Below are 757 nucleotides of genomic sequence, written 5' to 3'. Positions count from 1 at the left end.
TAGGTCTGTTCCCTACTGTCGGTGTCGCTTGGCATCTGGCAGATGAGAAATTCATGGACTTCTCGAACGACTGGATGGATGAGTTTAAACTTCGCTTCAGTTTGGGACAGACGGGAAATGCTGCCTCCGGTGCTTCGCTCTATCTGGGTTCATACGCCTCCGGTGACAATTACATGGATATGAGTGCCATTACCCCGAGCACCATGCAGCTCAATCGCTTGAAATGGGAAACAACCACTGAATATAATACAGGTCTGGACGCTTCTTTCTTAAAAGGGAAACTCCGCTTTACGGTCGATGTCTATCAGAAATATATCAAAGATCTGTTGCAAAAGAAAGTTAAAATGCCAACTAGTATCGGTTATGGAAATGGTTATGAAGTCAGCTACATGAATTCTGGAAAGATGACGAATAAAGGGTGGGAATTCCGTGTTGATGCAGTCCCTTTTGAAAACAGAGACTGGCGTGTTGGATTCTACTTCAACATCGCCCACAACGAGAACAAGATTACGGAAATGCCGGATAACTATACCGAAGAAAACTATACCTTCAACAATGGTGAATATGCATACCGTAGAGAAGAAGGACGTCCGATGGGTTCTTTCTATGGTTATCGTTACAAAGGCGTTTGTCAAAATAAAGATGCCACGTATGCACGTGATGCCGATGGCAACGTGATGAAAGATATTTCCGGCAATGCGATTGTTATGCGGAATGGAACAGCTACCATAGCTCCCGGAGATGCTCTCTACGAGGA

At 44.6% G+C, this 757-nt stretch carries 1 protein-coding gene; it reads left to right on the top strand.

What is annotated here, in order from left to right; all coding sequences use genetic code 11:
• A partial coding sequence (locus tag AB5935_RS28390; RefSeq protein WP_368328158.1) for a TonB-dependent receptor domain-containing protein occupies positions 1–757 on the top strand: 757 nt, incomplete at both ends.

The sequence above is a fragment of the Phocaeicola sp. RTP21198st1_B8_RTP21198_201120 genome (assembly GCF_040929485.1).
Taxonomy (GTDB): domain Bacteria; phylum Bacteroidota; class Bacteroidia; order Bacteroidales; family Bacteroidaceae; genus Phocaeicola; species Phocaeicola dorei.
Note: the sequence above shows the minus strand (reverse complement) of the source record. Positions and strands in the feature narration are given on the sequence as shown.